Below are 22,699 nucleotides of genomic sequence, written 5' to 3'. Positions count from 1 at the left end.
CCAGGACCTCCCTGTCACCGTGCCGTCTGCGACCGCCACCCTGCGGTCGCACCGGAGCCGGCGGCACCACCCGCTGAAACAGCTCCCACAATCCGCCCGGCACCATCCGCTCGACCAACTCGCTCGACACGCGAACAGCATGCCGCAAGATCACACCAAACGAAATGGACTGTAAGCGCACCGCGGCGACCGCCGGCGGGTCATGGCGAGGAGTCCGGAGCAGATCGCGAACCGGGACAGCAATCGCTGCACCGGCCCACGCAGCTGGAGGTGCTGCGGGCCATCGGTGTGTATGAACCACAGTGACAGGAATTCGGCTAGCTCAGAATACTCTTCGCGAGCCATGTCGGTCATGTAGAGCTCTTATGAGCGCGCCGCGGTCTGGGAAGAGAATCCCGGGTGATTCAGGATCAGCCGGGCGACCGCAGGATCAGAGACCGACCAGCATTCCATCAACTTGTTCCAGGTAAGTCAGGGCGGATTCATGCTGGTCTGGCTCCTCGATCGTTATCGGTTCGTCGAGAGCACGAAGTTCTCAGCGGTCTGAAGCATCGTTTGGACCAGCTCGCCCGGAAAATAGCTTTCGTTGTAGCAGACGACGATCTGTGGGGCTGGCCCACCGAGTTGCCACTCGATCTGGATGGTCTTAGGCCAAGTCATCTGGCCTGGCACGTACATGAAAACGGTCTCCGCCTTGATTCCGGTCAGCAGCGACTCCCTAATAGAAATCGTTCGCTGGTTGCCGAAGCTCACCTGCACCCCGGCTTCCCGGTCGATATGCGCCAGGTTTTCGTTCCAGAGCTGTCCGACGGACCAGAGCGCAAGGCTGTGCTCGAACACGTCGAGCGTATGGCCGAATACTTCGCGAACCGTCTCCTCCGGATGACGCGACCGTGTGGTCAGGTGCAGGGGGACCTTCTGGACGAACAGGCCGGCGATGTCGGACGTGCCGGGCAGCACACGCCCGTGATAATTGGTGCTGACCCCCACGGTCGAGGTGCCGGTGGCCTCCTGCACGCCCGCCAGCACCGCGGCGGCCACGGTCGCGAACGGGGTCGCCCGGCCCCGTCTGGCGAGATCGAGGACTCTCACCTTCGCGTCTGCCGGCAATTCGTGCTGCACCAAGGTGCTCCTGGGTTCGCCTTTCAGTTCGTAGTCGATCGGAAAGGGGGGAGGAAACATTCCGAACCTTTCGGTCTGGGCGTGCCAGAAGGCCCGACGTTTCTCACCCCAGGTGCCGGACAGTTCGCGGCGCTCGAGCACGGCGAAGTCGTGATACGCGTTCTGCTCGACCTTCCGGTCAAGGCTCGACCCTTGGGCGGCGCGCTCGTAGAGCTCGGCGAAATCCCTCATCAGGCGGTCCCACGTCACGAAATCGACGATGATGTGGTCCAGCACTATCGCGAAGAGGTGCCGGTGTTCATCGCGCTGAACGATCGCGATCCGCGACAACCCGAGGCCGGCGAGGTCGAAAGGGGGCTCGATGAACCGGCGTATCGTGTTGAGTGCCTCCGAGTCCGAGTCGGCGGCATAGAACTCCAACTCGCCCAACATGTCGTCGTATGTGCAGGCTTCGTCCGACGACAGGTAGGCCCGGCGTAGAATGTCGTTACGCAGGCAGACTCCGCGCCACGCCTCACGAACGGCGGCGATGTCCAGCTTGCCGGTGAGCCACACTACGTTATAGACAATGTTGTGCCACCCCGCGAACTCGCCTGTCAATCGAGCCATCTCGGCGAGCGATGTCGGACCCCGCGTGATCCCAGCCCGGCCCACAGTCATTTACTTCGCCCTCCATGAATCAGGTTGTCAGGATCGCCGTTCGGGAGAACTCGACAACACTTCGCTCAGCCGGCGGTGCCAGCGGGCACCCAGGTCCTGGACCTCATAGCCGGCCTCCTTGTTCACCATCAGTTCGAGCCCGATCTCGTGCTTTCGGACCGTCGCGGCAGCGGTGAACGCCTGAATCGGCTGGTTTCGGCCGTACTGTGGCGGGATCTCGATCGCCTCGATCCCGGCGACGTTCACGCTGCCCTCGGTCGCGGCCGCGTAGGCGAGCATCCCCGAGACCGAGCCGGAGAAGGCGGATCCGAGCCCGGCGACCGAGACGAAGGGCATATCCGCGTGCTCGATCTCCAGATACCAGTCGCCGAGGAAGTCAGCCATCGCCCCGCGCGGTCCGGTCCGGTCGAGCGAGATGACCGTGTTCAGGAAACACCCGGTGACGTCGGAGAATGCCGCGCTCCGGTGTCCCCAGGCGTAGGCGATGACGGTGGCCTCGGCCCCCGTGACATCGCGCAAGGCGCGGTGGATCGAGAAGAGGACATACGGGAAGTAGGAGCCACGTAAGGCGCTCGGGCGGGCGACGCCCGGGAGGCCGACGACGGAGACGCGTTCCGGGGTCGTCGGGACAGTCCCCGGCGGAAGCTCGTCGGGGAAGTTCTTCAAACGGTCTGTCCAGAAGGCAATTCCGCGTCCGTCGGCGGTGGCAGCCTTCTCGAACTCGGCCCGGTCCCGGACAGCGGCTTCGAAGCGCTCCCCGAGCCCGTCCGCGGCCGGCTCCGGGGCAGCCAACTGCTGGACCATCGTTGCCTGCGACTCACCGTCGACCAGAGCGTGGTCGAAAACCATCAGCAGATAGTCGGCCTCGTGGGTGCGAACGAGACGTGCCGCCAGCGCGGCGCCGTCCAGGGCGTTCTCGAATTCATCGATGACCGCTAGGCGAAGTCGAGCGACGGCCGCTTCGTCCTCCGCCCGCACTTCAGCGAAGTCGTAGGCGTCCGAACATCGTTCCTGGTACGCCTCGCCTCGCGAAATCCCCAGGCGACAGGACAGGGTGGGATTTCGCAGCATGATCGAGCGCAGGACCAGATTCAGATCGTCCGCCGACAACACGGCAGGCGGCAGACGGAAGAGCCGGTTTGTGGCGACTCGCCGACCGGTGCGTTCCGCCATGAGCAGGAAGCCGAGTTGTGTGCTGAGCAACGGTAGCCTGCCCGCCATGTCCCCCCTTTCTGCCACGACCGGACCCGCATCAAGTAGTCCGGTTCACCATAGTGAAGTAGGGGGAACCGCAGTCCTTACAGATCGCAGGAGCGGAGCCGACCGGCTATCTGCTATCTATCAGGAACGATGCGAGGAGCGGCCAACTTAGACTCGGGAGGTCGGTCAAGCACTGACTGGTGCTCGTCCCACTGTATTGCTACGCGGATCGACGCAATGCGCCATGAGCTGCTCGATGCGCCTCGGCTGAAACCGGACGACGACTGAGACGAAAGCGAGCGAACGAGATCTGTTCCGACTTTGACGAAGGAAGCCGACCGTGTCCATCCATATGGTTCTGCATGACCTCGCTCAGGCGGATCCTGAGCGCCCCGCGCTGATCCACGGCGATGAGATCATCAGTCGGGGGCAGCTCGATGCTTGGTCCGACGCGGTCGCCCGGTGGCTGGCCGCGGAGGGGGTTCGAGCCGGCAGCATCGTCCCTCTTCAGTTGGAGACGTCACCGGCACTGATCGCCGCGGCCATCGGTGTGCTGAAGCTGGGCGCCGCGTACGCGGTCATGGACCTGGAGTGGAACGCGCGGCGCCTTCGACGGATCGACGAGATTCTCGGCGGCGCACTCGCGGTCGCCGCCCCGGGTCGGTCCCGCGGCTGTTTCCGGCGGGAGATCGAGCTGCCTAGGTTGGACCCATTCGTCGGCCACACCGGGGAACCGGTCCGCGCCGTTGGCTCCGACGCCGCAACGGTCTTCTTCACGTCGGGCAGCACCGGCGAGCCGAAAGCCGTGCTCTCGACGCACGACGCAACCCTGCGGCTGTTCACCGGGGAGGGCATCCCGTTCATGGACGACGCGACGGTGATGCCGCACCTGGGCTCCTCGGCCTGGGACACGTTTCCGCTCGAGGTATGGGGCCCGCTCCTGCGTGGCGGCGTATGCGTGCTCCGGCAGCAGCGGGCGATTGCGCCCGACGAGCTACGTCGTGAGATCTCGGACCACGGCATGAACACCGCCTTCTTCACCTCCTCGCTGTTCAACGTGCTGGTCGACGCGGACGTGTCCGCCTTCGAAGGCATGCGTCTCGTTATCGCCGGCGGCGAAGTGCTTTCTCCCCGGCACGTCGCGCGCTTCCTGGCGGCCCATCCGGACATCGCCTTCTTCAACGGCTACGGCCCAGCAGAGTCGACGGTCTTCGCCCTGATGCACCGCGTGGCACCCGGCGATACCCGCGACGCCATCCCGCTGGGCCGACCGATACCCCGCACCGGCGTGCACGTGCTGGACGGCGAGCGGGAGTGTGACCCCGACGAGATCGGGGAGCTGTGTATCTCCGGCGACGGGGTGTCTCCCGGATACCTCGGCGAAGAGGCGTTGACGGCGGCCAAGTTCACTTCGGTGTTGGTAGGTGGCCGCCGTCTGCGGGTGTACCGCACCGGGGACTACGGCAGTAGGAACACCAGCGGCGTGTTCACGTTCACGGGGCGTCGCGACCGCGAGCTGAAGATCCGTGGACACCGGATCGACGCGGGCCAGATCGAGCGGACGGCGTGCACTTTCGAAGGCGTCGCGCAGTGCGCCGCGCTCCCGTTGCTCGGCCTCTCCGGCCAGCCGGAGTCCCTGGCCCTCGCCGTGGTCCCGGCTGGCGACCACTTGGACGAGAAGTGCCTGAGGAGCGCGTTGGTGGCCGACCTGCCGCCAAACTGGGCTCCGGAGGTGATCGTCCGGCTTGATGCCCTGCCGCTGACCAGCAACGGGAAGCTCGACACGGCCGCGCTGCACTCCGCCGTCGTGGAGTTGACCGCAGCCCGGGCGCAGGACGATCCCAGTGATCCGATCGAGGCGGCGTTCAGTCGGATCCTCGGCGGTGAACCGGTGGATCCCGATGCCTCGTTGTTCGACCTTGGCGGCACGTCGCTGAGCGCGATTCGTCTGTGCACGGCCCTGAGCCAGATGACCGGTCTCAGCATTCCCGCATCGGTCGTGCGCGGCCACCCGTCGCCCAACGCGATGCGGGCTTGGATCACCAGGCGGTCCGCGGCAATGAACGCCCTCGGGAGCAGGGCGGACGCGGACGCGCCGGCCCCGCTGAGCGGGATGCAGTCTGGATTCCTCCTGCAGCACCTCGACGGCGACGACACGCAGAACCACCTCCTTTTCGCCTGGCACATCGCCGGCGCTCTCAACACCGAACATCTCGCTGAGGCGCTGCACGATGTCCACCGCCGTCATCGGTTCCTCCAGGGCCATTACGTCTTCGAGGACCGGGCCACCTGGAATCCCACCGAGCGCCCGGTCACGGTCGAGCACATCGAGGCCCCGGACGAGGCAACCGCCCAGCGGCAGGTGCAGGCCGCCCTCGACCGGGCCTTTTCCCTGTTCGACGGGGAGGTCTGGCGTGCGGTGCTCTGCCGGCTCGAAGAACCCAGGCGATGGGTCCTCGGCGTGTCCGTTCACCACATCGCGTTCGACGGATGGTCCAAGCGGATCTTCGTGGAGGATCTGGTCGAGGCGTACCGCGCGCGGTGTGAGGGACGTGATGCCCGGTTCGCGCGTTCGGTCGCCGCGCCGTCGGAGATCTACGCGGAGACGCAGCGGATCCGGAGCCTGGCGGATCTCGCGGTGCAACGGGAGTACTGGGCGAAGGAACTGGCTGGACTCCAGGTGGGCCCGGCGCCGTGGGTCACGCCTACGAAGGGCACGGAGGCCGGCGTGGCGACGCTCGATGTTCCCCTGACGCCGGAACAGGCGGATTTCTTGGGCCGGCGCTCCATCGGAGGCGGCCTCCTTCCGCCATTCATCGCCGCGCTGGGCGAAACGCTGGTCGACGTCACCGGCGTCGAGGACCTCACCATCGGCGTTCCGGTGTCCCAGCGCTCCACCCCGGCTCTGCAGGACACCATCACCTGCCTGATCGACACGATGTGCGTCCGGCTGCGGACCCGCGTCGCTCACGAGAGCACGGTTCTCGCCGCGCTGCGCAACAACGACCTGTCCATCGCCGAGGTGGCCCGGTTCGCCGGGTCGGCGGGCCGGCAGCTCTATCAGGTCATCGGCGCGGTGCAGGACTCGCCGAGCGCTGAGCTCCGACTCGACGGCTGCACGGTGCGCCCGATCGAGCTGCCGTGCCTTCGCCTCCACGTTCCGCTCCTGGTCGAACTGCTCGCGGACGATGGCATCGCGTCGACCGTGCGGGTCAGCTACGAGACCGCGTTGGTGACCGAGAGCACGGCCCGGAAGGTCAGCGCGGGTGTGGTCGCCCGGCTCACGGACGACCGCGACAGCGGTCGCAGAGGTGAGCGGCGGCAACTGGTGGAGCGCTTCACCGGGACGACCTGAGCCTCGCCGTGAACGGCGAACTGGACAACGACGAACAAGCGGAGCCGCTAACCATGAAGACCGAGTACCGGAACGACTCGGACCGCACCGCCGCGCTCACCGAGATCTGGTGCGAAGTGCTTGTGGAGGAGGACCTCGACGAGACGTCGGATCTCTTCGAGAACGGGGCCACCTCTCTGGACGTCCTCAAGATTGTCGGCCGGGTCTACGACGTCCTCGGTGTGGACATCCGGCCGCGCGAGGTCTTCACGCACGCCTCGCCCCAGAGTCTGTCGGCATACATCGAGAGCTCCCAAGCCTGACGAGAAGGGGGTCGAACATGAAGCCCTACCTGGTCTGTCACCCGTTCGCCGGAGGCGGCGCCAGTTTCTACCGGGCCTGGCAGAAGCAGTATCGCAAGCAGCCAGACAGCCTGGCGATCCTGCCACTCCAGCTCCCCGGCCGAGAGGAACTGATCCTCGAGGAGCCGTTCCGCGACCTGTCCAAGGCGGCCGACGCACTAGCACCGCAGGTGATCGAGCGAACGGGTGGGCGTCCGGTAGTGCTCTTCGGGCACTGCCTGGGCGCGATGCTCGCCTACGAGGTCGCTTGCCGCCTGCAGGACGTCCCCACCGTCGACCTGTGCCACTTGATCGTGAGCGGCTCACCGGGACCGTGGAGCGACCGGAGCCAACTGGCCAGTGGCCTCGCGGACGATGAGCTCGTCGCCACTGCGCAGGAACTCACCGGCTACCAGCATGAGGCGCTAGCCAATCCCGACCTGCTCGACCTGCTTCTGCCGGCGCTACGCGCCGATGTCGAGATGCACGCGAACTATCGGCCGGACTCGGTCGAACCTTTGCGCATCCCGATCACCGCACTGCGCGGAAAAGACGACCACCTGGTCAGTGCGTCCCAGGCCGCCGGGTGGAGGAAGGCCACGGCGCGTGACTTCCGTCTCCGTGAGTCACCCGGCGGTCACATGTACCTGGTCGAGTCGCCTGAGCAGGTGATGACCACCGCGACAGCGGCCCTGGCCGAACCGGTCTCCTGACTCGGACCCGGCCCCGCCGGTCACGACGATCATCGTCCCGCGTGTCCGCGAGTCCGGCCAGGAAGGCAGCATGTCGAGAGAACAGGTGAATCACCCGCTCGAGTGGGGGCTGGGCGATCCAGCCCGAGCCGGCGAAGTCGGCTCGGTTCCCATCGACCTCTCCAGCCTGACCGCGCCCGACGTCGGTCGACCATCGGGATTAGGGTCTCCTCGTTCACGTCAGTGTCCCTAGATCCACCGCTGGTGCTCTTCTGCATCGCGGCCACCAACCGCACCTGGCCACGGATGCGTACCGGCGAGGGCATCTGCATCAACATCCTCAGTGAGGATCAACAGGACGTATCGGCGCGGCTGTCGAGCAGCGGCACGGAGAAGTTCGACGACGTCGCCTGGACACTCTCGGCCGATGGGAATTCCGTGCTGCACGGTGTGCTGACCTGGCTGGAGTGCACGGTGACGGACAAATACCGGGCCGGGGAGCACTACATCGTTGTCTCCAGAGTCGACCGGGCGGCATCAGCCGCGGACGGGGCTCCGCTCGTTCGCAACCGTGGGCGCTACGTACGCCTGGCGGACCCTGGCACACACAAGGAAGTTTGCCCATGACGGCCAACAGCCGGTCCATCGAGGTCGAAGTAAACATCGGCGCGGGTTCCGTGGCGGAAGCGGTCACAGCGGCCGTGCTGGCGGAGTCACACGGCGCCGCTCAGATCGGGGTGTGGGACTCGCCGGCCGGTGTTCCGGACTGCTGGACAACGCTCGGCGTGCTGTCGCAGCGCGTCTCGACGGTACCGATCGGGGTGGCGGTCACCAATCCGGTCACTCGGCACCCGGTAGTGACCGCGAGAGCAATCGCCAGCCTCTCCGAAGCAGCTCAAGGCGGAGTGTTCCTCGGTATGGGCACGGGTGACAGCGGAGTGTACAACCTGGGGCGGCGCGCAGCGACGTTGCAGCACCTCAGGGAGTACGTGATGTGTGTCCGGGCACTCCTTCGAGACGGCCGTGCCCGCTGGCAGGAGACGGATCTGAGATTGAAGCGGGGGCTGGGCGTGCACGTGCCCGTCTATCTGGCGGCTCACGGGCTGCGATCGCTCGAACTGGCTGCGGAGACGGCGGACGGGATCTTCATCGGTCTCGGACACAGCGAGGACGTCGTCCGTGAAGTGCTCAGTGTGGTGCGGCGAGGAGCTGAGCGGGCGAACCGGGACTTAGAGGGCATCGACCTCGTCTGGACCGCTGGCGCCATCAGCATCAACGATGACTCGGATCGCGCGGTGACCGATGCCGGTTGGCTCGTGGCCTCGCTCTCGCATCATTTCGCCAGATTTAATAGTTCGTCGAAGCTGATTCCGGCCGAATTCCAGGAGGGAGTCAGAAAGCTCGGCGAGCTGTATGACCTCTCGCAGCACGGACACCAGTCGACCATGCGAAGGCAGGAGTACATCGAGGCCGCGATGGACCTTGGAGTCTGGGAGTACCTGAGCGACCGATTCCTCATCGCCGGCACCGAGGCGGAGGTGCGGTCCAGGATCGAAACCCTGCGATCCCGGGAGGTTCGCAAGTTCGAGATCGGATTGTCTGTCGGAGGTTCAGAAGGTGTGGCGTCGGCTCTCGACCTGGTGCGGCGGATCAACGAATCGGACCGTTCCTGAATTGGCCCCGTCCAACGGGCGGAGACGGCGAGTGATTGAACCTCTTTTATCCTGAAGAGTCGCAGGTCAGTAGCACGTGGATGGCTTGGACGGTGCGGCTGACGCGGCGGGTGGAGGAGCGTGCTCTGCGCATGATGCGCCAGGACTTGAGTCGGGCGAAGGCGCGTTCATCGGGAGCTCGGAGTCGAGCGTGGTCGCGGTTGAACTGCTGGTAGTGCTCGGGCTGTTCGCTGTGGTGGTAGTACGGGGTGCGGAAGGTGGCGCCAGCGCCCTGGTAGGCGCGGTCTGCCAGCACAAGCATCTGTCGGGTCAGGCAGCCTGGACGATGCCGTGGGCGCGGGCCGAGGTCAGGTCATGTGTGCGGCCGGGTATCGCGCGGGAGAACTGGTGTGCCGTCCGGGCGGGCGATGACCTGCACGTTCATGCCGTGCTTCTTGTGTTTCTGCGAGTAGTACGGCTGAACGGCGCCGACGCGGTCGGTGGGGATCAGTGTGCCGTCAACGATGACGTGGTCGCCCTCACCGAGGCCGGTGAGGGCTTCGTGGAGGCTGGGGGCTCAGGAAGCCAGCACCTCCAGGGCCTCGTCCACGTAGCGCCAGGCGGTGGCCTGCGATATCGCGAACCCGGCGCGGAGCTGGGCGAACGTCTCGTTCTTGCGCAGGTGGACCAGCGTGAGCAGTGCCTGGTCGAAGCAGCCGAGCTTCCGCCAGCGGGTGTTGCGTGCCCGGCGGTGCTCGTACAGGAGCCAGGCAACATGCTCGACGAGCTCATGCGGGACGTCGACCGTGGCAGGATACGGAACCAACAGGGCCCCTTCGGTCGCCGGTGTGCTGAGTGGAATCACCACGCCAACGACGAGGGGCCCTGCCTCGTCACCACGCCCGCTGACCAGCCCATTTCACCCGCCAGCACAGGATGAAAGAGGTTCAGTGAGCTTCTTCAGCCGTCCCTCCGGCGGGTGATGTCGCCGAGTGTGTTGACGAGGTCGTCAGGCAGGGCAGTTGGCGCCCCGATCGCATTGAGTCGCCGTCGCGGCGTCACCCGATCGGTGGCCACTCTGAAGAAGCTCATTGACGCCCTCGCCGAGACCGGCCTCAAGTGCTGGGCGGATAAGGCGTACCAGGGCGCGGCTGGGAAGGTTCGAGTCCCGTTCAAGGGGCGACGCCTCAAGCGGTGGCAACGACGCCACAACACCACCCACGCCAAGATCCGCTGCGTCGGTGAGCAAGCCATGGCCACGCTCAAGAGCTGGCGTCTGCTGCGGAAGTTGCGCTGGAGCACCAACCGCATCACCGCGATCGTCAAGGCCGTGCTCACTCTGCACGTCGCAGCCGCGTCAGGATGAAAACACCTCCGTGCACCACTCCTTCTACGACGAGTGGTGCGAGCACCTGGTGGCCGAGGATCTGGCGACGGCCGTGGCCGCGCGAACGGCGGGACGCACACCCGCGTACTCCCGTCCCGTTCTGTCCCTGGCGGAGGTTCACGACTGTCATCAGGCCCAGTTGGACCTAGCGGATCTCGACGCGCAGCGGCAGTACTGGCAGGACAAGCTGGAAGACGCGCCACGGCTGCTCGTTCTCGCCCCGGAACACCCACGTGCCGGCGGCACCAGTCACAGACCCCGTCACCGTGACCCTCTCCGCCGAGGCGATGCAAAGGCTGGCGAGCGCGGCCCGTCGCCGTGGTGCCACCATCTCGTACGCTCTGGTCGCGGCGCTGGCCGAGGCGGTGAGCTCGGTCACCGGCGCCACCGACATGGTTATCGGCGTCCTGGTGGCCAAACGCGGTCATCCAACCCTGGCCGACGTAGTCACCTGTTTGTTGGACGCCGTGAGCCTGCGACTACGTGCTTGCGGACAAGGGCTCGATGCAACGGTCACGGAGTGCCGCACGGAGATGACGGACGCCCTGAGCAACCAGGATCTGCCGCTGCCCAAGGTGACTCGCCTGCTTGGTGCGGGGGACGGTCGTGGCCGTCCCCCGCACGATCTGCTCTTCGCCCTGCAGATCAGGCCAGCAACCGTGCTGAGCACAGGAGGTCTGCCAGTGCAGGTGTTCCAACCCACCAGCCGGGAGATGGTGGCGGAGGCACGGCTCGAACCCGACGGCGGTGCGACGATGGCGCTCCTGCACGCGAACCGGTCCGATTTCCAGGAGATGGCCGAACGGATCGCGGAGGCGCTCGCCGGGGTCGTCCGCGCGGCTACGGCTGGTTCGGCCGTTGAATGACCGTCAGTGGCAACTGCCGAAGCTCGGCCGCCGGTTCGGGACCGGACGCCTCGCCCGGCTCGAACTCACCTAGGACGAGCCCGAGCATCCGGTCGCCCTCGGTGAACAGCATCCCCTGCTCGCGCAGCCAGGCCAGCCGACGGTCGAGATCGTCCGGCCCGCCGGACCATCCCTTGAGCAGTTGGTCCCGGCGGACCGGCGACGTCAACCGATGCAACAGGTCGCGCGTCGCGGCGTCGACCCGGTGCGTCAACAGCGTGTCGAACCGGGAGTCGTAGATCGTCCAGCCATCCGGCCCGTCCTCGACCAGCCGCAGTTCACGGAGGGCCGTCCGTCCGCCGTGCTCCTGCCATGCCTCCCGCCATTGCGCCACCAGGTCCCGCAAGGCATCGTGGTGCTCTGCCGAGTGGATCTGGTACGGGGCCAAGCTGTGGTCGGCGAAGAAGTAGGCCAGGTCCGCGAGGTCTTCGCCATTAAACGGGTAGATGAGCCCGTAATAATCCATCGGATACAGGTCCAGGCCGTATTCCTCACGGCGGTTGAAATAGGGGCTGAACCGGTCGAAGCGCACCGTGTACACGCCGTGCGGTGGTGGCAGGTGGCTGAGTAGCGGCAGGTCCTGCCGGTACTTCTCATACACCGAAGCAGGCTCGCCCGGGAAACCGATCAGCAGGTTCCAATCCGGCTCGATGCCGTACTCCACGCAATTCTTCAGGAATTGCAGGTTCTGGAAGACGGTGGTGCCCTTGCCCATCAGCTTCAGCGTCGAGGTGGCCAGGGCTTCGATGCCTGGCTGGACAATGTTGACGCCGGCCGTGGCCATGGTCGCCATGTCGCTACGACTCAGCGGCAGCTTGACCTCGTAGTAGATGGAAACGTCCGGAGGCGTGCTGAGCCGGGAAAGGACTTCCCGGGGGTAACTGCGCGGCAGGACGTTGTCCGTGCAGTAGAGTGAGGAACACTGGGACGCGAAGCCGAACAGCCAGTTAAACTGTTCCACAGCCTTCTCCGGATCCATGGAACGGTAGTTCATACTCTGCCCGTTGAGTCCGCAGAATGTGCAGTGCGAACGCTCTCCCCACCAGCAACCGCGGGATGTCTCGAAGAAAAGGGTCGGTCCGGCCGGGTTCGTCTCCGTGAGCCTCGGGTGCTCCGTCAGCGCGGCGAAGAAACTGTCGTAGTCCGGCAACAGAAGGTCATCGATGTCGTGATCGGCGCCGATGGACTTACGGAAGCGCGGATCCCTGCAATTACGCTGGGACAGGATTCCCGGAATCTCATCGGCTTCGGCCAGCCGGTCGGCCACCCGGTACTTCATGAAGGCCACGAGCGTGTCGAGCGACGGACCGGAGAAGACGTAGTCGAGCGCAGGCACCCTCTCCGCGAGGACCGCGCCCATCGGCACCTCACAGTTCGCACCACCCATGATGGTGACGACGTCGGGATTGCGTTCCTTGATCAGCTGCGCCATCGCGATGTTCGCCCCATTCTGAGCGAACATCGAGGTGAACCCCACCACGTCGGCCTCGGCTAGCCGGTGACGGTCGATTAGGTCGAGACACATTTCGCGCAGTCCCGCCCGCCGTTCGCGAATGAGATCGCGGAACTCGTCCCACTCGTCGCCCCGATAGAATCGGCGGAAGTACTTGTCCGAATTATCGGCTGCATCCGGGAAGGCGATCTCCCTGAACAGCCAGTCACCAACGCCAGTGTGCAAGTGCTCCAGCTTCTCCGTGATCGATTCATAGGCCGATATACCAAGATATTCTGCGAAGTCCAGGTTCAAGTAGTTCACATCAACCGAGACATCGGAACCCAGTTCACGTCGTATGACGGTCGCGAGCTGGCCCAGTGCGAAAGACGGGCGGTTCCAGGCGGCGAAGGGCATGTTCACCAGCGCTAGACGCAGCATCGAAGCTCCTTATGGTTCAGCTGCAGATGGGGGGCCTCAGTCGGCGCTGCCGCCGACAGGATCGGGCCGGTTCTTCGCCACGATATCCGTGAGATCTGCGTAGGTGGAGTTTGTCGAACACGACACAGAAGGGCAATGCCCAAGCCAGGACGAATACTGGTCCTGGTGGTTGACCATCACCGTAAACAGCGGTTAGTCCGTGCTCATCCTCGACTCACCTCTTCCCTGGCCGACCAGCCATCATCAGTCCAGGGTCGGAAGTCTCGCGGCGAAGATCTCCAAGAGTTCCGCCGGTCCGCTGATGAAATGCTGGTGCGGGCCGTCGAGGAGCACGAAATGCGTTTCCCCGCAGGCCGTCCACCCACCCATCTGCCGATGGTCGACCTCGAGGTCCTCACTCCACCCGATCGTGGTGATTGGCGTCGCCAGCCGCTGTGGATTCGGCATGACGTACCGCTTGTTGGCCGCGATGTCCTCTTCGAGGATGTCCAGATAGACGTCACTTAGCTCGGGGATCGGGGTGCCGCCCATCGCGATGGTCAGCTTGTCCAGCTCGTCCTTCAGCTCGGACCGGCTCATCACGAGCCAGCGCCCGGCCGGTCCGTCCTGCGGTGCGACCTGCGACGAGATGAACAGGCCGCTCGGCGCCGGCCAGCCGCGCCGCTCGATCTCCGCGGCCGCCTCGTACGCCGCGAGGGCGGAACCGCAGTGACCGAAGAAGCCGTAGGGGACGTCGAGGTAAGGCTCGACGGCGTCCGCCAGCGCGACCGCCATCTCCTGGTAGGTGGCGAAGATAGGCTCTCTGAAACGGTTCTCCCGGCCCGGCGGTTGCAGACGACAGATATCGATCCCCCGGTAGGAGTCCGGCCATTGCCGGTACATGAGCGCGCCGCAGCCGGAATAGGGGATGCAGAACAGGCGTGCCGACACCTCGGCCAGTGGCGCCCGCAGAAACCACTTGCTCGGGGGCAGACCTACGTTGATCCCGCTCACTGGGCCACGCTCCTCGTGTTGGAACCACTCATGGGGGTCGTTGGTGCGATGGTTCGAACGAATCCCTGGTCCCCACCGGGCCATCGCACTGCTCGCTCGACCTTTGAGGTCCGCGATGAATTCTGCGAGGCCCGGTGGCCCAGGACACCCCGACTGGCTACGGGGCTGTGCACCGACGAGCGCGGATCAGTGAGCGATCGGCAGCGGTGTCCGGGGACCACCGGGTGCCTTCCCACTCCTGCCACAGCGAGGAGACAATGATGAATGTCGAGCACGCCACGAATGCCGCGCGAGTCACGGCGGGTATGGACTGGGCCAAGGACGACCATGCGGTCTATGTGGCCGAGCCCGGGGGTGAGGTGATGGACCGGTTCAGCGTGGGACATGACCTCGCGGGTCTGCGGGTAATGATCACCCGGCTGCTGAAGGCCGGCGTCGAGCAGGTCGGGATTGAGCGGCCCGACGGTCCGGTTGTGGAAGCGCTTCTGCAGGCCGCCGTGGTCGTATTCGTCATCCCGTTCGGGCAGCGGAAGAACCGCCGCTCGTGCTACGGCTCGGCCAGCAACAAGGACGCCCCCTTCGACGCCTACGTCCTGGCCGACACCGTCTCCACCGGCGTCCGCCGGCTGCGGGCCCTGGTCTGCGACAGCACGGCGACCACCGCCTTGCGCAGCCTGACGCGCGCCCGCAAGGACCTCGTCGGCCGCCGGGTCGCCGTCGCCAACCAGCTGCGCGCCCACATGCAGATCGTCTTCCCCGCCGCCACCACCATTTGCGTGGCGATCGGCTTCGACATCAACCTGCGCTTCCTCGAACACTTCACCACTGCCGACCAAACCGCCTGGCGGACCGCCGGCAACAGCAGCGATCCGAAACGGCTGGCCGCCTGGCTGCGCAGCGTCGGCTGATGCGGACGCACCGACCCCACCGTCCTGCACGCCCGCCTCACCGACGCACCCGCCTGCCTGGCCTGCGTTGCGCCCTCCACCCGCCAGTCCGGCAAGACCAAAGCCGTCACCTTCCGCCGGGGCGCTGACAAACAACTCAGAGACGCCCTCACCAACTTCGCCGACGACTCCCGCCACGCCAACCCCCGGGCCGCCATCCTCTACCAGCAGCCCATCACCCGCGGCCACGACCACCCCCATGCCGTCCGCATCCTCGCCGGCGCCTGGGCACACATCATCTGGCGCGCCTGGCACGACGGCGTCCCCTACGACCCCGCCCGCCACGGCGCCCTCCAATACATCCTCAACCAGGATCAACAACCGGCGGCTTGACACAGGGCAACTCATCGCAGGTCCTCAGAGATAGCGTCGATCACGAGCCTCGTCGCATCCGCGTCGAGGAAGTGCCCGCCGTCCAGGACGTTCATGACGAACGGACCGGTGGTCTCCTTGCCCCAAGGCTCCTGCTGCTGCGGCGAGGACTCCTCGTCGGAAGCGCCGGCGAAGGCTGTGATCGGGATATTGAGCAGCACGTCAGGCTGATACGTGTGCGTACTGAGCACGGTCAGGTCAGCGCGCAGGGTGGCCACGATTTCACCCAACACCTCGGGGTCGTTGAGGAATTGGGCCGGGGTGCCTCCCAGCGTCCTCATGTAATGCACCAGACCCTCGTCCGGGCCGTTCCAGCCGCGCACCTCGCGATCAAGGCTCGGTGCCGAGCTGGCCGAGACGTACAGTGCGCGCAGCATCGGCAGCCCCCTCTCGCGCAGGGCATGGGCGAGCGACCAGCCGACCCGCGCGCCCATGCTCGCTCCGAACAGGGCGACCGGCCTCTCCAGCAGCGGCTCTACGGCGTCGACGAGACCGTCGACCAGGTCGTCCATGGAGTGGTACGGCTGTTCGTCGATCCGGTCGGCACGGCCGGGCAGCTGCACCGCGATTGGGTCGACCGACGGTGGCAGCAGCCGCGGCCACTCGCGGAACATCGCCGCGTTGCCGCCCGCGTGGTGCAGGCACAGCAGCGTGGTCGCCCCGGCTGCCGGGCTTCGAAATCGCTTGAACCAGCGACGTCCGTCGGACATGGAGCTTCCTGCCTCTCGGTGTTCGTCAGAGGGGGCGTGCCGAGATCGGCAGGTGCTTGTAACCGGACACGAACGTCGAGCGCATCCGTTCCGGAGTGCCGGCGGGCTCGAACCGGTGGTACGAGGTCAGTAGCTCCTCGAAGAGGATCTTCAGGGTGGCGCGGGCGAGGGTGTGGCCGACGCAGTAGTGCGGGCCCATGCCGAAGGAGAGGTGCCGGTTCGGCTTGCGCCGCAGTTGGAACTCGTCGGGATCGGGGAAGGCGTCCCCGTCCCGGTTCGCCGATCCGAACCAGACGACGAGCGGGTCGCCCTCCTTGACGGTGGTGCCCCGCACCTCGACGTCCCGGGTGGCATGGCGCATGAAGTAGTTCACGGGCGCCGCGAGCCGCAGGGCCTCCTCGACCGCCGACCCGGTGACGCTGATGTCGGCGGCCCACTCGTCGAGCAGCCCGTCCCCGAGGTGCTCGGCCATGACGTAGTTGGGCGAGTGCGGAGTCGTCACCGACGCCCCGAGCAGCACGCTGTAGCAGTTGGACATGACCTCGCCGGGCGCCATCGGCCGACCGTCCACCTGGGTGGTCATCAGCACGCTGATGAGGTCGTCACCGAGCTTGCGCTTCCGCTCGCGGTAGATCTCCTGGAAGTACGCGAACAGCTCCCGGTGCGCGCCGTCCACCGTCGCCACCGCGTCGCCGGAGTCGGCGTCCAGGTAGTCGGGATCGTGGCCCGCGATCGAGGCGTTGAGCAGGTGGCACAGCCGCGGCCAGTCCGCCCGGGGCAGGTCCATGGCGACCCCGGCCACCGCCACGGGGAGCATGAGCATGGCCTGGGCGAAGTCGAAGGTGCCGCCGTCGCCCAGCGGCGCGAACAGCTCGCGCACCAGAGCCCGGATCTCCGCGTGCTGCGTCTCAAGGGACCTGGGCGTGAGCGCTTTCTGCAGGCGCGCGCGCATCCCGGTGTGCCGCGGCGGGTCGGTCACCGGAATCTGCCGGCCGCCCGCGGGGTCCTGGGTGCCCAGGGTGTCGAGCATCGTGCCGCGCTCGGACGTGAACGTCTCGTGGTCGCGCAGAACCCGGTCTGCGTCCTCGTACTTGACCACGGACCAGAAGCCGCGCCGGTCGTCCACCTGCTGCCAGGTGAGCCGGTCGAGACCGCGCAGGTGAGCCCAGGTGGCGCGGTAGTCGCCGTCGCTGAACAGCACGGGGTCGGCGACGCCGTACGCCGCCGTATGGCTCACCGGGCACTTGCCCACCAGGCGGACGGGTGTCTCCTGGACATCGGTCACCTTCATCACCCCTGTCCGGCCTCGGCGGCGGAGCTGTCCAGCCGTCGCGAGATCTCTTCGGCCAAAGCCTCGATCGTGGGATTCAGGAACAACGTACGGGCGGCCATGACCACCTTGAATCGGCTCTCCAGCGCGGCCAGCAGCTCGGCCGCGAGCAGCGAATGCCCACCCAGCTCGAAGAAGTCGTCGGTGATGCCGATCGGCTCGATCTCCAGGGCCTCGCTCCAGACCTCCGCCAACTTCCGCTGGAGATCGGTGGCGGGCTCGACGTAATCGTTCCAGACGTTGCGCGGCATCCGGGCCGCGGGCAGGGCCGAGCGGTCGACTTTGCCGTTCCGGTTCAGCGGGATGTCCGCGACCGGGAAGATGCCCCAGGGGACGAGGTGCGCGGGCAGGGTCTTGTGCAGGTAGTCGCGCAGTTCGTTGCCCAGGGTCTTCGCCTCGTCCGCCGGCAGCTCGCCCACGGCGACGGTGGCGACGAGCCGGGCGTCGCCCGCGCCGTCGGTGTGGGCGAGCACCACGGCTCGCTGCACCTTCGGATGGGTCAGCAGCTCCATCTCCACCGTGCTCGGCTCGACGCGGTAGCCCCGGATCTTGAGCTGCCGGTCGGCACGGCCCAGGAAGTCGAGGTCGCCGGTGTCGTCGGCGACCACGAGATCGCCGGTACGGTACATCCGGGCGCCGGGCCTGGCGGGATCGACGTCGGCGACGAACTTCTCCGCGGTCGCCACCGGCCTGCGCAGGTAGCCGGTGGCCACGCCGGGCCCGCCGACCCAGAGTTCGCCGATCTCGCCCGGCTTCACCGGCCGGAGCGCTTCGTCGAGGACCATGGTCGTGGTGCCTTCGACGGCCCGCCCGATCGGCACCCGGGAACCGGTGGGCGGTGTGCGCGACGTCCAGCAGGTCGTGAACGTCGTGTTCTCGGTCGGGCCGTACCCGTTGGTGAAGACCAGGTGCGGGTGGGTCTCCATGAGCTGCCGGACGTGCATCGGCGACAGGACGTCTCCGCCGGCCAGGAGGTGGCGGACCCCGCCGAGGCCGTCGAGATGGTGGTCGACGATCTTGTGGAAGAGTCCGGTGGTGAGCCACAGGACGGTCACGCCCTCGTTCTGCACCGTGGCGATGAGCTCGCCGAAGTCGGCGTGGCCCGTGCCCGCCAGCGCGAGCCGGTTGCCGCGCACCAGCGGGGTCCAGATCTCGAAGGTGGAGACGTCGAACCCGACGCGGGTGAGCTGCAGGAAGACGTCCTCGGGCCGGACATCGATCCACCCGGGCTGGTCGATCAGCCGGAAGACCGCCCGGTGCGGCACCACGACGCCCTTGGGTTCGCCGGTGGACCCGGAGGTATAGCAGACGTACATGGGAGTGTCCGCCGTGACCGGCTTCTCGTCGGCCGGCTCCGGCGCGTACCGGTCGGCAGTCTCGTCGTCGGCGTACAGGATCTGGCCGATCTCCGGGACCGCGTCCGCGGTCTCGCGGCTGACGACCGCGAACCGGGCGGCGGAGTCCGCCACGATCCGGCGCCGCAGGTCGGCCGGCTCGGTCGGGTCGAGGTACAGGTACGCCCCCCCGGCCTTGAGGACGGCGAGCAGCGTCGTGATGAGCGGCAGCGACCGGCCGAGGACGACGGCGACGACGGATCCGCCACCGACGCCCGCCGATCGCAGACGGGCGGCCAGCGACTCGGCCTGCGTGTGCAGCTCTTCGTAGGTCAGTACGGCGCCGTCGTGGCTGACCGCCACGGCGCCGGGCGTACGCCCGGCCTGCTCGGCGACCAGGTCGTGGATCAGCGCCACCGGGTCGTGCTCAGGCGCGGTGCCCCGGGCGCTCGCCGGCCGGATGTCGGGCCACGTCGACTCGATGAACGTATGGCACTCTTCGCGAGATCCGGCCTCCCGCGCCACCCGCCAGCCGGACGGGCTCGCTGTCTTCGACGGCCACAGTGAGTACTGTTCCTCATCGTTGACCAGGACCACAAACGTGCCATTGGGGTTATCGAACTCATTCAAGTCGGGAGATCTTTCTCTGTCAGTCCTGATGCGACCAAAGGGTCAGCACACCGGGTGCGTCCAACCGAACTCGTCCGGGATGCGGCCGTATTGGATACCCATCAACTCCTCGCGAAGCCGCAGGGTGACCGGGCCGGGGCGGCCGTCGCCGATCGTCCATCCGCCGTCGGTACCGCGCACCTGTCCGACCGGTGCGATGACGGCCGCAGTCCCGCAGGCGAAGACCTCGGTGATCTGGCCCGTTTCGCACTGCTTGCGCCACTGATCCACCGAGATACGCCCCTCCTCGCAGCCGAGGCCGAGCCTTTCGGCGAGCTGGAGCAGTGAACTCCGCGTCACCCCGGGCAGTAGCGTTCCGGTCAACGCGGGTGTCATGAGCGTCTGAGAGCCACCGGAGTTCTGGACGAAGCAGAGGTTCATCCCGCCCATCTCCTCGACCCACGTGTGCTCGATCGCGTCCAGCCAGACGACCTGGTCGCAACCGTTGTCCACGGCGTTCCGTTGGGCCAGGAACGCCGCGGCGTAGTTGCCGCCAGCCTTGGCGAATCCGGTGCCGCCGGGCGCGGCGCGGCTGTATTCCTCGGACAGCCAGACGGACAGCGCCGACGGCCCGGTGCGCCCACGAAAGTACCCGGGGGCCGGGCCGGCGATCACACAGAACAGATAGCTGTTCGACGGAAGGGTGAATCCCAGCGTCGGCTGGGTGGCAATCATCATCGGCCGCAGATACAGGCTGTTGCCGTCGCCGTCCGGCACCCACTGGCGATCCTGCCGTACGAGCAGTTCGACGGCGTGGACGAACGTCTCCACCGGTATCTCAGGCATCGCGAGCCGGCGGGCGGAGGCGTTGAACCGGGCAGCGTTGCGTTCCGGCCGGAAGAGGGCGATGGACCCGCCTTCCTGGCGATAGGCCTTCATCCCCTCGAAGATCTCCTGCCCGTAGTGGAAGACCGACGCCGACGGCGGCAGGGAAAGAGGCTGAAAGGCCTCGACCCGTCCGTCGTGCCACCCACGCTCTTCGTCCCAGCGCAGGGTGATCATGTGATCAGTGAACACCTGACCGAACTTGGCGGTGGCAACAACCGTTCGGCGCTCCTCATCCGGCAGCGGGTTCTGATTTGGACTGATCTCGAAGTCGACTATGGCTACTGCCCTCATCCAGTATCTCGCGTGGACCGCTCCGCCCGACCCGATAAATTCCGAGCCGCGATCCCCGGCGTGGCCCTGACCGCCGAGGCACCCGAATCGCGCTACCGACTTCCCCGCAGCACGGCCGACTCCGCCTCCAGCTCGCGCGGTGACGAGAACTCGAACACCAGTCTTATCGGCGGCCGCCAACCCGAAAGCGACTCGTAACAGAGCAACAGCTTGGGAATCATCAGCGAATGACCGCCCCCCTCAAAGAAATCGGTGTCATCGTCGACGTCAGTGGACTTGAGGACCTCGCGAAATGCCTGGAGCCAGTGCGAGTCAGAGGATTCTCCACCGTCGGGCCGGGGCGTGCTGAGAGCGGACATGAGACCTCCCGGGTGGTGTGTGTCGGAGCGGTCGGAAACAACGCTTATGCTTGAGGGCTGAGGTTAGGTCACCGACTGGGGACGCACGTACTGACACCGGGCAGGGTCGACTCAGAGTGCCGGACTCCCGATGGTGTCCCGCCAGGTGGTGCAGCCGATCAATGGACCGGAACGTGCAGGTCGAGCCCGGCGCTTCGACCGACCAGGGCGCTCCCGGCACCTGACCCGCCACGTCGCGTGCCGCGCCGACGGAGAGATCATCGCGAGCCGAGTACCGGACACCCAAGCGCAAGATCGCTTGCACCGCCACGCGAGACGCAACCGACTCCCGGCACCCGATCCGCAGAGCCGGGCCAACCTTCAGCGCATCGCTGAGTAGGGTCGGGGACTGGCGCGGTGGCTTCCGCTCCGTTTCCAGCCCCCGCCGCTTCCAACCGTGTGTGCAGTTCTCCCGCACACGGCTTTCCGACATCGTTCACTGACTGGCATGCGCCGTCGCCCTGTGCACGTTTCCGGTGAGGCGATGGACCCCGAGCCGGTGATCCACCCGTAGGTGAACCGGGTGGTCCAGTTCCGGCCTCGGAGTCTGTGTTTCCGGCTGGCGAAGATGGCCAGCCAGTTCGTGGACGTAGCCGTCGACCGCGTTGAACTTCCGCCCGGAGTTTCCGTTACGGAAGTGCGCCGCCCAGCCCCGGAGCACGAGGTTGAGGTCGGCGACCACGGCGGCCACGGGCCGTTCGGTCTTCGAGCGGGCGGTGGCCGCGCGGACCTTGTCCCGCAGCACCCGCATCGCTCTAAGAGGGGCGATTCCGCCAACCGGTTCCCCTCATGGGGCAGTTCAGGGTTCGATACAGGTGCAGCCACCATGCAGTTGGCGGGCGAGGCGCTCCGGGGCTGACACGATGGGGGGCTCCGATTCTAGGTGCGGTTGGGCCTGCTCGCCCTTTTCATGGTCGGCGGTTGTAATGCCTGGTGATCCATTGCATGCTTCTTGATGCGTCACGATATCCATCTCGTCTCTTTGCAGTGTGCCGTCGAAATTGACGTTGCTTGCACCACGGAATCAAAATGCTGACCCGAATTCACATGACTGGCCAGCACCCTAATTGTGTCACCGCCAGACTAATGCGATGCTTTCCCATGTATCGTGATAGCTGTACCCACTGAAATGTCTCCCGCCACCGCGAGTAACGATATCGAGCTGCAGGTTACGCCGGGCATAGATGCCTGATCACGGCCGAGGAGCGCCAGTGCGGCCTCGCGGCTTCTTCGGGGGCACTTGCCCAGCCGTGGTTCTTCCGGCTTGCCAATCACTGCGCTCGCACTACCGCGCACCTCGCCGCTCGCGCTAACAAAGCCTACGAGTTGTGCTGAAGCTCCCACCGGTGACGTGGCCGCCAGAGCCTGTCCCTTGCAAACTCACCTCGTCTCCGGGTTCTGATTGAGTCAAGTATGCGCGAGCTTCTCCCACTCAGCGGTACTGCTAACTGTCAGTACCTCCAGTGACCCAACGCCGTTGCAAACAGCCTCTGGCTACTGACTGGTCACGGGTCAGACGGTAGATGAGAGAGCCGTCACGGCAGGCGACCTCGACGCCGGGATGCTCGCCTAAGACATCGTTTCCTATGGCTGTCGGCAGGCAGTTGACAGACGAGACCGGAGCGATGTCAGAGTCTGCAGTTAGGGTTCGCGTCCATGGG

At 66.3% G+C, this 22,699-nt stretch carries 18 protein-coding genes and 3 pseudogenes; 9 read left to right on the top strand and 12 right to left on the bottom strand.

What is annotated here, in order from left to right; genetic code table 11:
• The 3 genes and pseudogenes from ACWCQS_RS45280 to ACWCQS_RS45270 all read right to left on the bottom strand — a co-directional run.
• Nucleotides 1-130 (bottom strand): annotated as a pseudogene (locus tag ACWCQS_RS45280) (IS5/IS1182 family transposase); the annotation flags it as partial.
• 377 nt (nucleotides 131-507) lie between these two features.
• A complete protein-coding gene (locus ACWCQS_RS45275; protein WP_451009905.1) occupies nucleotides 508-1,731 on the bottom strand; it encodes a condensation domain-containing protein in 1,224 nt (407 codons plus the stop codon).
• A 78-nt stretch (nucleotides 1,732-1,809) separates the two neighbouring features.
• The gene (locus ACWCQS_RS45270) at nucleotides 1,810-2,955 is read right to left on the bottom strand and encodes a hypothetical protein (RefSeq protein WP_451009902.1); all 1,146 of its coding nucleotides are present in this window, start codon (nucleotides 2,953-2,955) and stop codon (nucleotides 1,810-1,812) included.
• A 367-nt stretch (nucleotides 2,956-3,322) separates the two neighbouring features.
• Between ACWCQS_RS45270 and ACWCQS_RS45265 the strand changes: the two genes are divergently transcribed.
• From ACWCQS_RS45265 to ACWCQS_RS45245, 5 genes are all read left to right on the top strand, one after another.
• The gene (locus ACWCQS_RS45265; protein WP_451009901.1) at nucleotides 3,323-6,337 is read left to right on the top strand and encodes an AMP-binding protein; all 3,015 of its coding nucleotides are present in this window, start codon (nucleotides 3,323-3,325) and stop codon (nucleotides 6,335-6,337) included.
• Between the two features lie 53 nt (nucleotides 6,338-6,390).
• Complete coding sequence (locus ACWCQS_RS45260) at nucleotides 6,391-6,639, top strand: acyl carrier protein (RefSeq protein ID WP_451009900.1); 249 nt, start codon at nucleotides 6,391-6,393, stop codon at nucleotides 6,637-6,639.
• A gap of 17 nt (nucleotides 6,640-6,656) precedes the next feature.
• Nucleotides 6,657-7,370, top strand: coding sequence for a thioesterase II family protein (locus tag ACWCQS_RS45255; RefSeq protein WP_451009899.1), 714 nt, complete (start codon nucleotides 6,657-6,659; stop codon nucleotides 7,368-7,370).
• 102 nt (nucleotides 7,371-7,472) lie between these two features.
• Nucleotides 7,473-7,976 carry a flavin reductase family protein gene (locus ACWCQS_RS45250; RefSeq protein WP_451009898.1) on the top strand — a complete coding sequence of 168 codons (504 nt, stop codon included), beginning with the start codon at nucleotides 7,473-7,475 and terminating at the stop codon, nucleotides 7,974-7,976.
• A complete protein-coding gene (locus tag ACWCQS_RS45245) occupies nucleotides 7,973-9,022 on the top strand; it encodes an LLM class flavin-dependent oxidoreductase (RefSeq protein ID WP_451009897.1) in 1,050 nt (349 codons plus the stop codon). The genes ACWCQS_RS45250 and ACWCQS_RS45245 overlap by 4 nt, the downstream gene beginning before the upstream one ends.
• A 46-nt stretch (nucleotides 9,023-9,068) precedes the next feature.
• On the opposite strand, the pseudogene ACWCQS_RS45240 reads toward ACWCQS_RS45245, so the two are convergent.
• Nucleotides 9,069-9,869: pseudogene (locus tag ACWCQS_RS45240) on the bottom strand (transposase family protein).
• Nucleotides 9,870-10,073: 204 nt separating this feature from the next.
• On the opposite strand from ACWCQS_RS45240, the pseudogene ACWCQS_RS45235 reads away from it, so the two are divergent.
• Nucleotides 10,074-10,367, top strand: a pseudogene (locus ACWCQS_RS45235) (transposase family protein); the annotation flags it as partial.
• A 287-nt stretch (nucleotides 10,368-10,654) separates the two neighbouring features.
• On the top strand, nucleotides 10,655-11,254 hold the full coding sequence (locus ACWCQS_RS45230) for a condensation domain-containing protein (protein WP_451009896.1): 600 nt from the start codon (nucleotides 10,655-10,657) through the stop codon (nucleotides 11,252-11,254).
• Here ACWCQS_RS45230 and ACWCQS_RS45225 read toward each other — a convergent pair.
• Together ACWCQS_RS45225 and ACWCQS_RS45220 are read right to left on the bottom strand one after the other, a co-directional pair.
• Nucleotides 11,229-13,166 (bottom strand): RiPP maturation radical SAM C-methyltransferase, encoded by a 1,938-nt coding sequence (locus tag ACWCQS_RS45225; RefSeq protein ID WP_451009895.1) that lies wholly within the window; start codon nucleotides 13,164-13,166, stop codon nucleotides 11,229-11,231. The genes ACWCQS_RS45230 and ACWCQS_RS45225 overlap by 26 nt on opposite strands.
• A 243-nt stretch (nucleotides 13,167-13,409) precedes the next feature.
• A complete protein-coding gene (locus ACWCQS_RS45220) occupies nucleotides 13,410-14,159 on the bottom strand; it encodes a thioesterase II family protein (RefSeq protein ID WP_451009894.1) in 750 nt (249 codons plus the stop codon).
• Nucleotides 14,160-14,416: 257 nt separating this feature from the next.
• Between ACWCQS_RS45220 and ACWCQS_RS45215 the strand changes: the two genes are divergently transcribed.
• Nucleotides 14,417-15,067, top strand: a complete 651-nt coding sequence (locus ACWCQS_RS45215) for an IS110 family transposase (RefSeq protein WP_451009893.1) — start codon at nucleotides 14,417-14,419, stop codon at nucleotides 15,065-15,067.
• A gap of 24 nt (nucleotides 15,068-15,091) precedes the next feature.
• Nucleotides 15,092-15,439, top strand: a complete 348-nt coding sequence (locus tag ACWCQS_RS45210; protein ID WP_451009904.1) for a transposase — start codon at nucleotides 15,092-15,094, stop codon at nucleotides 15,437-15,439.
• An 11-nt stretch (nucleotides 15,440-15,450) separates the two neighbouring features.
• Here the strand turns inward: ACWCQS_RS45210 and ACWCQS_RS45205 are convergent, their stop codons facing one another.
• From ACWCQS_RS45205 to ACWCQS_RS45180, 6 genes are all read right to left on the bottom strand, one after another.
• On the bottom strand, nucleotides 15,451-16,188 hold the full coding sequence (locus ACWCQS_RS45205) for a thioesterase II family protein (protein ID WP_451009892.1): 738 nt from the start codon (nucleotides 16,186-16,188) through the stop codon (nucleotides 15,451-15,453).
• Nucleotides 16,189-16,213: 25 nt separating this feature from the next.
• A complete protein-coding gene (locus tag ACWCQS_RS45200) occupies nucleotides 16,214-17,473 on the bottom strand; it encodes a cytochrome P450 (RefSeq protein ID WP_451009891.1) in 1,260 nt (419 codons plus the stop codon).
• Between the two features lie 5 nt (nucleotides 17,474-17,478).
• A complete protein-coding gene (locus ACWCQS_RS45195; RefSeq protein ID WP_451009890.1) occupies nucleotides 17,479-19,482 on the bottom strand; it encodes an amino acid adenylation domain-containing protein in 2,004 nt (667 codons plus the stop codon).
• Nucleotides 19,483-19,524: 42 nt separating this feature from the next.
• A complete protein-coding gene (locus ACWCQS_RS45190) occupies nucleotides 19,525-20,640 on the bottom strand; it encodes a branched-chain amino acid aminotransferase (protein ID WP_451009903.1) in 1,116 nt (371 codons plus the stop codon).
• 92 nt (nucleotides 20,641-20,732) lie between these two features.
• Complete coding sequence (locus ACWCQS_RS45185) at nucleotides 20,733-20,999, bottom strand: phosphopantetheine-binding protein (RefSeq protein ID WP_451009889.1); 267 nt, start codon at nucleotides 20,997-20,999, stop codon at nucleotides 20,733-20,735.
• A gap of 475 nt (nucleotides 21,000-21,474) precedes the next feature.
• A complete protein-coding gene (locus ACWCQS_RS45180; protein WP_451009888.1) occupies nucleotides 21,475-21,789 on the bottom strand; it encodes a group II intron maturase-specific domain-containing protein in 315 nt (104 codons plus the stop codon).
• Between the last annotated feature and the right edge of the window lie 910 nt (nucleotides 21,790-22,699).

The sequence above is a fragment of the Streptomyces sp. NPDC002076 genome (assembly GCF_053593835.1).
The sequence above is the reverse complement of the archived record's forward strand: the minus strand, read 5'-3'. Positions and strand labels throughout refer to the sequence as shown.

Coding starts and splice junctions, on each gene's coding strand:
- ACWCQS_RS45180 (WP_451009888.1), bottom strand. CDS start 21,789: ATGCGGGTGCTGCGGGACAAGGTCCGCGCGGCCACCGCCCGCTCGAAG.
- ACWCQS_RS45275 (WP_451009905.1), bottom strand. CDS start 1,731: ATGGCTCGATTGACAGGCGAGTTCGCGGGGTGGCACAACATTGTCTAT.
- ACWCQS_RS45260 (WP_451009900.1), top strand. CDS start 6,391: ATGAAGACCGAGTACCGGAACGACTCGGACCGCACCGCCGCGCTCACC.
- ACWCQS_RS45215 (WP_451009893.1), top strand. CDS start 14,417: ATGATGAATGTCGAGCACGCCACGAATGCCGCGCGAGTCACGGCGGGT.
- ACWCQS_RS45225 (WP_451009895.1), bottom strand. CDS start 13,166: ATGCTGCGTCTAGCGCTGGTGAACATGCCCTTCGCCGCCTGGAACCGC.
- ACWCQS_RS45255 (WP_451009899.1), top strand. CDS start 6,657: ATGAAGCCCTACCTGGTCTGTCACCCGTTCGCCGGAGGCGGCGCCAGT.
- ACWCQS_RS45205 (WP_451009892.1), bottom strand. CDS start 16,188: ATGTCCGACGGACGTCGCTGGTTCAAGCGATTTCGAAGCCCGGCAGCC.
- ACWCQS_RS45270 (WP_451009902.1), bottom strand. CDS start 2,955: ATGGCGGAACGCACCGGTCGGCGAGTCGCCACAAACCGGCTCTTCCGT.
- ACWCQS_RS45245 (WP_451009897.1), top strand. CDS start 7,973: ATGACGGCCAACAGCCGGTCCATCGAGGTCGAAGTAAACATCGGCGCG.
- ACWCQS_RS45190 (WP_451009903.1), bottom strand. CDS start 20,640: ATGAGGGCAGTAGCCATAGTCGACTTCGAGATCAGTCCAAATCAGAAC.
- ACWCQS_RS45185 (WP_451009889.1), bottom strand. CDS start 20,999: ATGTCCGCTCTCAGCACGCCCCGGCCCGACGGTGGAGAATCCTCTGAC.